Source organism: Paenibacillus agaridevorans, assembly GCF_003112455.1.
Taxonomy (GTDB): domain Bacteria; phylum Bacillota; class Bacilli; order Paenibacillales; family Paenibacillaceae; genus Pristimantibacillus; species Pristimantibacillus agaridevorans.
On the sequence record NZ_BDQX01000231.1, the window covers coordinates 19,533 to 27,006 of the forward strand.

The following is a 7,474-nucleotide window of genomic DNA, read 5'->3' on the forward strand; positions in this document are numbered from 1 at the left end:
TATTCGCTTCCTGCTGATGGCACGGGATCCCAAACAGATTCCAAACGTGATTTATTATCCCAAGCCGAGGCCGATGCGGTCGATCGGCGAAGTGATCGGACCTTTGCCAATGCCAGGTGACACTGTCGCAGGCGGACCACAGAATGCATTACCGAATCTTGCTCGGAAATCATGGGAGAAGCTCGCAGCAATTCCGGCAGGTGGGGATTGGCGAGACCTTAATAAGTTCGAATGGCAGAAATATCGTTTGGAGCATGAGCCCCGCGGTGGGGCCTGGGCGGTGGAAGAATGGAATGAACCGTCACGGACCGTTACCGGTGGAGCTGGGGTTGGGCGAAGCAACGGCGTATCGGCGGTATCTGACCCACGCATTAATCTCGGCAATAGCACGCACGGCATGATCTTTCGGTTGGTTCGGTTTGACGAGACCGCCCCGACAGTGACGGGGGCGAGCGGTCCCAACAATGGGGCAATTAGCGTTGCCGATCCAAGGCTGACAGAAAGAAACGGTCGACATCCAGAAGCTTATCGTGTTGTAAGTGATGGTGAACCAGCACCGTGTGTTACAGGCACGAGATTTGGAAGTGGAGCCATCGCTGTATCTGATTCCCGTGTAAACGGTCGCGATAACCGATTTACTAACCAATACCGGATGCAGCGCTGGGACGATTCTTCAGCGACAGTGACGGGCGACACAGACATTCAGAGCGGCGCGCAGCTCATATCTGATCCACGCTGCAAGTCTGAATTGCAGCCGGACAGTTACGGTGTTCAACACTGGGAGAAGGCGTCCAAGACGGTCCGTGGTGCATCACGGATTATGCAGTCTGCATCTAGCATCTCAGATCCGCGAATTAAGACCACGCCTCGTGCGGATACATTGGGTGTTATGAAGTGGGAGGTTCCAGCCAAGACGATAATCGCTAGCTTGGACATCCATGCAGGGGCCGCGGCCGTCGCTGATCCGCGTTTTCCAGGGGCTGACGAACGGTGCGTCATAATCATCATCGCTGAAGATGGTACATGGCACAGGCCGCTAACGACCTTCGAACTTGCCATGCTGCAGAGCTTCCCACAATACCTTCCGGACGGGCGTCCGTTCCAACTTGAAGGCTGCTCGGACAAGAAAGCGCGTGAGTATATCGGTAACGCAGTGCCTCGCGATTCGGCTGAGCAGATGGGGAACGTCATCTTGCTGGCAGCTGCCGAAGCAGAGGTTGGCATAGGCTTCGCACTGAGTTGGGATCCGGTATGGGTGGCGCCGCAGGCGGAAGATATGCCGGCGCTGATTCAATAATGGTGTGGGGGCAGCAGAGGTTATTCTAACTTCACTTCAATTTGCCAATCATATCGTAAAATTTGCGGATCAAGTAGATTACAAGAAATATGAAACCTATAGTAATGATTTTACTTATGGCATGTTTCCAGTGAAGTCCACCCTCACCTAAGAAGAGCAGAAACGAGGCAATAAGGATGATTGAACCGTACAGGGAGACTTTTCCCATGGAACTTCCTCCATTCTTTATAGCTTCTGTTACGCGATATTGAAATAAATGTTTCAGGTCAGGAGAATGAACCAGTAAAGATCGGGGGAATGCAAAATATGAAACCACGGTACATGATTCTTAAGGGCGGAAGCCCGGCAATCCACAAACTTGGCGACATTGGCCGGGAGGTAGATGATCTTATTTTTATTCAATCGGAAACGGACGATCACTTCATCGAAATTTTTGTCGAAGGATTCGGATTTATGGATGTTGAATTCCAGAAAAATGATTGTCGGCCGCTGACTCATGGCGAGATTGAGAAGTTGAATAACAGCCAGATTCGTCTCGGGGGGATCAGATACAAGATGCAAGTCGATGCAGAAGGTTATCCCATCGAAGGAGAGGAGAAACTACGATGATCCGAAATGAGCCCATAAAGGCAATTACCATCTGGCAACCGTGGGCGACGCTCATAACACTACGACTCAAGGGATTCGAAACGCGAAGCCGGCGAACACATTATCGTGGTCCGATCGCAATACATGCGGCAAAGCATATCGACCTGGCCGCCTGTAGAGAAGAACCAATCAGATCCGAGTTGTTGGAATACGGGTATACGTCGGACAATCTGCCAACTGGAGCGGTAATTGCAACGGCAGTCCTAAGCGATTGCATTAAGTCAGTGGACACTTGGACAGATGGATATATTCTAGAGAATGGCGTTTATGTTTATTCGCCGGAATATGAGTACGGTGACTTTACGCCTGGTCGCTACGCTTGGGAGATGCGTGAGGTGTATGAGCTGCCAAAGCCGATTCCGGCCAAGGGGCAGCAGGGCTTATGGAATTGGGATGGAGGGTTTATATGAAAGAACTGACGGAGAAGCAAGCCGCGGCACTCGAATGCATTAAGACATTCATTCAGGAGCGTAGTTACTCGCCAACAACGCGGGAACTGGCGAAGGAACTCGGCTATCAAAGCACTTCAACGGTGCATTCTTTGCTGGACAAGCTTGCGGAGAAGGGCTACATCAGCAAGGAGGCGTCCGGGCCGCGGACGATTCGGATACTGAAGGATCTGATAAGCGTTGAGAAGGCGCAGGAAGAAAATGAACGTTTACGAAATGCATTGACGAAAGCCGAGGTGGCCATTTCCGCAATGGCTAGTTTTAACGGCTTGGAGTTGATGGTCCACAATTGGCACCTAAACGGAGATGGAGAGCCCTTGGATAATTTCTTAGCCGAAAACGGAATGGATAACGAGTTGCTGGAGACTGTACGCTCAGCTCTCGGAAAATAAAACAATCCCCCACGTATGCCTGGCAGCGGCGTGGGGGACTTATGGAAACAACTCACCATCATTATATCATACGGGGGATGGTGAGGAGGGATGGCGATGGTATGGCAAACAGAATTATTTCCGACAGCGACGGACGCGGAGGTCCGGCGCACGAAATTCCTGCTCGGCAAGACGCTGCAGATGAAACTGCTCATTACGGAATATGAACGATATCAAGAGGAATTGCGCCAGGTGGCCGTTGACGGGGAGGTTGCCCGCCGCATCGATGCCGAGGATCTACACGCTGACAAGACGGCGAATGCCGCTATTTTGGCGGAAAAGCAGCGGTGGGTGTACGAGCAGTACAAGTTTTACACGAGGCAGCTCCAGCGGGCGACGGCGCTGATTCAAAATACTGAGGAGCGAGAGGCGGTCACGCTGAAGTATATGAAAGGTTACTCGTTCAAAGAGATCGTGTTTCATTACATGAACAGGATGAGCGAGAGCACGGTGCGGCGCAACCTCAAGGAGGGAGAGCGTAGCGTCGCCAATTCACTGAAGCTGTTCGGATTCTTCGAGCAGGAAGGAGCAAAATTTTGACTGTAAACTGACCGCAAGATGACTGCATGTTGACCGTCTATTGCCGCTATTTCCATGATATATTAATAGCGTGCCATACGAGGTTGACCGCCTCACTCCTCCGTTGCCGCTCCGAAAGGGGCGGCATGTTTATATTTTCTACAAATTCTGCATTTATGGTAGAATTAAGTAGATGTGGGAAGGGGGGATCTTTATGAAAGCAATTGAGCTTTACACTACTCATGATGTTCATCATTGGACAAAATATAAACCGCATGAGGGGCACTATGCAGAGTTTAATCCTAACGTAGTCGCTGCTGGATTTAAAATTCATGAAACTTATTTAGCTTTTTGTAATGCACGAACACATTTAAGTGCTTCAGAAGCTGATGATTTCGGAAGTTTAACAGGAAGTGATGATTTTAGTAAAACATACTTCGTAACAACTCTGCTTCAAAGTGCAATTGCATTTTACAATTATTGTATAGACTTATCTTGGCAAGCGGTTTGGTTTTACTGTGCTCCTGATTCTGACTACAGGTTTATCGATGATGAAGATGAATACATTAGGTATTGTAAATGGTGTACATCTAGCGCTGTAAAGCTAAAATTATATTTAGGGAAAAAAGAAGAACTGATGCACCATGTGGAGTCTTTTTATACTTCTGGAATTCCTGCTTCAGTAAGAACTGAATACAACTATTTAAAGCATAGAGGAGCTTATCATATACTTGGTTTAGGAGTCCAATATGCGAATATGCATACGAAAGTAAACGGTGAGAGCTTTAATTTGATGCAAAATCGAGTGTTCGATAATAAAGATTGGATAGAAAAGCTCATTTGTTTTGATAAGTTATTTGTTCAATATTTTGAAAAGGTTGTTAGCTTTATAATACCTCCTAACTACACTCAAACGACAAATAACTTTGAATGTGTATTGAGATATTACAAGAAAAGAAAGAGTATGCAAACATAAAAAACCAACTCAACACAGGAGGCGGCCATCATGCCCCAGATTATGCTTAATATTTCGCAGTATGGACCGTGGATGCTGACGCACAAAGGTGACCGTGCCTGCCGGCAGCTCGCTGATCGGCATTACACCCGGCAGCATGTTGGAGCGCCGATGTTCTGCAGGCCTGGTCGCAACCTTGTGTTGAGGACTGCTGCTGGGGACACCGTATGGGTGACCTGGTCCGGCATCCGAGACGATGGGTTGAAAGCGTGGGAATGCACCATCTTCCGAAACGAGTCGCCTCACCTCAGCAGCGACATGATCCGCGCCGCGATCGAAGCAACAATCGCCGAATGGGGCCAGCCGCCTCCTGACGGCATAATCACATACGTTGATCAATCGAAAGTCCGGAGCTCAAATCCGGGCTTTTGCTTTTTGTCAGCGGGCTTTCGGCGGATAGGGCGAAGCAAGCGGCGAGGACTACTCCTTCTACAGTTTCTACATTGACCACTGTATGGAAATGTCGGATACTGGAAGTCAATATTCGATTGTGGAGAGGAAGTAGTGCGATGAACAAGTTCGATGTTACACTCAAAATGTCTGATGGGGAAATAATCAGTTTTGTGATTGAAAGATCAGACTATGACAGTCTAGTTTTGGAGTTTACAGAAGGAAACAGTGGATGGATCGAAAATGGAGATGAATTTATAAATATGCGGTATGTTCGTTCCTTCGAAATTAAGCCACATGTAGAAAAAAGTTTTGCTGATATAGAAAAAATTAAGGGACGTGCTAGATTAAACTAAAGCTCCATGTAGGGGCTTTTTCTTTTGGAGGTGCACCATGAACATTCAAACCATTTCACTCGACCAAATCAACCCAGCGGCCTACAATCCGCGCGTTGATCTGCAGCCCGGCGATCCGGAGTATGAGAAGCTCCGCCGTAGCATCGAAACCTTTGGATACGTGGAGCCGATCGTCTGGAACGAGCGGACCGGCAACATGGTTGGTGGCCATCAGCGCTACAAGATCCTACGCGCTCGCGGCGACACCGAAGCAGCCGTCTCCGTCGTCGATCTGGACGAACAGCAGGAGCGGCTGCTTAATCTGGCGCTGAATAAGGTTTCTGGCCACTGGGATGAGGAGGCGCTGGCCAGGCTGCTTGAGGAACTGAAAGATGCCGGCGCCGAGCTAGAGCTGTCCGGATTCGAGGCGGAGGAGATCGGCGAGCTGATCGCCGCGCTGCCGCATAACATCGAAGTGGACGAGCCGGTTGTTGATGATGATTTCGATGTGCACCATGCTCTCTTAAATATCGAGGAACCTGAGACACAACGCGGCGATGTGTGGCAGCTAGGCCGACACAGGCTTGTGTGCGGAGACGCCACTGATGAAGCCGACGTTGACTTACTGATGGATGGCGCCAAGGCGGCGCTGGTGGTGACTGACCCGCCTTACAACGTGGCAGTCGAGAGCGATTCAGAGCGCTTGGCCGCTGATGGCCGCAGCTCTATAATGAACGACGACATGCCCGCGGAGGATTTCGCGGGCTTTCTTCATGCCGTTTTTGAACGGTACGCCGGAATCATGGCGCCGACGGCGGCGATCTATGTCTTCCATCCGTCTTCATACCAGCGCGAATTCGAGGACGCTATGGAGGCGGCCGGCATTGATGTCCGGTCGCAATGTGTGTGGGTGAAGAACTCCGCTTCCTTCGGCTGGAGCCAGTACCGTTGGCAGCATGAGCCTGTCTTCTACGCACACCTTCGTGGCAAGGCGCCAGCATGGTATGGCGATCGTAAGCAATCGACAGTTTGGCGTTCTGGGCTACCCGCTGAGGCTCCTGAGCCCTCCACGGTCTGGGAAGTGTCCCGCGGCAATGTGAATGCATACGTTCATCCCACACAAAAACCATTGCCGCTGCTGGCCATCCCGATCGGTAACAGTAGCCAGCGTAATGATGTGGTGGTCGACTTCTTCGGCGGCTCAGGGTCCACGCTCATGACCTGCGAACAGATGGACCGGGAATGCCGGCTGCTGGAGCTGGATCCAGTCTTCTGCGACGTCATCAAGGAGCGATACAGGAAGGTGACAGGCATCGAGCCAGTGCGTATCCGTCGCGCCGAAGCAACATAAAAAGGAGGGACGCGTCAACGCCCCTCCAGCCCGACCGGAAACACCCCGGCCGAGATCGTGCACAGCCGTGGCCACGGTTGAAATGCGAACGCACGATCTCATATCCATAATACTGGATGCCGAGGTGTTTCGCAATGAAAAATTCGAACGAACGTTCGAGTGAAGAGTTGCTCTTGCAACATGAGCTTGAGATTGCACAAGGCATCATGGAGAGCAAGGAGCAGTACCGCAAGATCATCAAGGCTGCCATAGCCCGGTGGGTCAAGGACTTTCAAGAAGGCCGGATTGAGGTGCAGAGTGTTGATGATTTGCGGAAGTTGATTGAGCTGGATATAGAACTGCAAAAAGAAGACTTATCTTGACCGTTCTCGTTCCACCTCTTCAATAGCAGCTAGGTGGAGTTGGAGAAGCTTACTTCGCCTATGATCTACTATCAGATGGATGCTATAGACGAAACCTACAGCAATTATAACTGATGAGAACATTTCCATATTCTTTACTTCTCTATTCAATTGCTCTAACTGAGAGCCGGTATCCAGTAGACCAGTTGACAATGCAGCCATTATGCTCATCATCGCTAAGACAATCGGTAGAATAGTAAAGATTGTTGTTATGGCATTTTTTAGAATGGTGTCAGGTGCGATAGCTCTTAGATTCAGCTTAGCTTGTTTTAGAACACCCGGATTCATTGAATTGTAAAAAGAATAAATAATCATGACGTCATTTTGACGGATAACTGTATTGTTTTTTTCGTTTCTTATCATATTTCTGTAAATTTTTTTCTGGAGTTGTCTGAAATCCTTTAGCTCAAAAAATAAAACAACTGTTGATACTACGATTAGTAAATAGTAATAAGTCATTTCGAAACTCCTTTCTTCTAAATAAGTTATCGGCAAAAAGGAAGGAAAGTAACACCAGGCGGGGGTGGTGGTATGTAGTGGCAAAAGAGCGCAGTCCGAATCGAGACATTGCCAAGAAGATGTGGCTGGATAGCGGCGGCAAGATGCTGCTTAAGGACATCGCCGCCGCGCTCGGCGTT

10 protein-coding genes and 1 pseudogene are annotated in these 7,474 nt (G+C 49.4%); 10 read left to right on the forward strand and 1 reads right to left on the reverse strand.

Going from position 1 to position 7,474, the window contains the following annotated elements; translation table 11 throughout:
• The 9 genes and pseudogenes from PAT3040_RS37270 to PAT3040_RS20700 form a co-directional block, all read left to right on the forward strand.
• Window positions 1–1,297: pseudogene (locus tag PAT3040_RS37270) on the forward strand (DNA cytosine methyltransferase); the annotation flags it as partial.
• Window positions 1,298–1,603: 306 nt separating this feature from the next.
• Complete coding sequence (locus PAT3040_RS20660; RefSeq protein ID WP_146200493.1) at window positions 1,604–1,906, forward strand: hypothetical protein; 303 nt, start codon at window positions 1,604–1,606, stop codon at window positions 1,904–1,906.
• Window positions 1,903–2,355 (forward strand): ASCH domain-containing protein, encoded by a 453-nt coding sequence (locus PAT3040_RS40495; protein WP_507763374.1) that lies wholly within the window; start codon window positions 1,903–1,905, stop codon window positions 2,353–2,355. The genes PAT3040_RS20660 and PAT3040_RS40495 overlap by 4 nt, the downstream gene beginning before the upstream one ends.
• Window positions 2,352–2,786 carry a LexA family protein gene (locus tag PAT3040_RS20670; protein WP_108994222.1) on the forward strand — a complete coding sequence of 145 codons (435 nt, stop codon included), beginning with the start codon at window positions 2,352–2,354 and terminating at the stop codon, window positions 2,784–2,786. Before PAT3040_RS40495 ends, PAT3040_RS20670 begins: the two co-directional genes overlap by 4 nt.
• Window positions 2,787–2,882: 96 nt before the next feature.
• Window positions 2,883–3,365 carry a hypothetical protein gene (locus PAT3040_RS20675; RefSeq protein ID WP_108994223.1) on the forward strand — a complete coding sequence of 161 codons (483 nt, stop codon included), beginning with the start codon at window positions 2,883–2,885 and terminating at the stop codon, window positions 3,363–3,365.
• Between the two features lie 193 nt (window positions 3,366–3,558).
• Window positions 3,559–4,320: a hypothetical protein gene (locus PAT3040_RS20680; protein ID WP_108994224.1), complete on the forward strand. Its 762-nt coding sequence runs from the start codon at window positions 3,559–3,561 to the stop codon at window positions 4,318–4,320.
• 548 nt (window positions 4,321–4,868) lie between these two features.
• The gene (locus PAT3040_RS20690) at window positions 4,869–5,105 is read left to right on the forward strand and encodes a hypothetical protein (protein ID WP_108994226.1); all 237 of its coding nucleotides are present in this window, start codon (window positions 4,869–4,871) and stop codon (window positions 5,103–5,105) included.
• 37 nt (window positions 5,106–5,142) lie between these two features.
• Window positions 5,143–6,435: a site-specific DNA-methyltransferase gene (locus PAT3040_RS20695; RefSeq protein WP_108994227.1), complete on the forward strand. Its 1,293-nt coding sequence runs from the start codon at window positions 5,143–5,145 to the stop codon at window positions 6,433–6,435.
• 134 nt (window positions 6,436–6,569) lie between these two features.
• Window positions 6,570–6,797, forward strand: a complete 228-nt coding sequence (locus PAT3040_RS20700; RefSeq protein WP_108994228.1) for a hypothetical protein — start codon at window positions 6,570–6,572, stop codon at window positions 6,795–6,797.
• On the opposite strand, the gene PAT3040_RS20705 is transcribed toward PAT3040_RS20700, so the two are convergent.
• Complete coding sequence (locus tag PAT3040_RS20705; RefSeq protein WP_108994229.1) at window positions 6,789–7,295, reverse strand: hypothetical protein; 507 nt, start codon at window positions 7,293–7,295, stop codon at window positions 6,789–6,791. The genes PAT3040_RS20700 and PAT3040_RS20705 overlap by 9 nt on opposite strands.
• Window positions 7,296–7,414: 119 nt before the next feature.
• Here PAT3040_RS20705 and PAT3040_RS38820 point away from each other — a divergent pair.
• The coding region (locus PAT3040_RS38820) for a hypothetical protein (RefSeq protein WP_258235085.1) at window positions 7,415–7,474 on the forward strand (60 nt) is incomplete at its 3' end.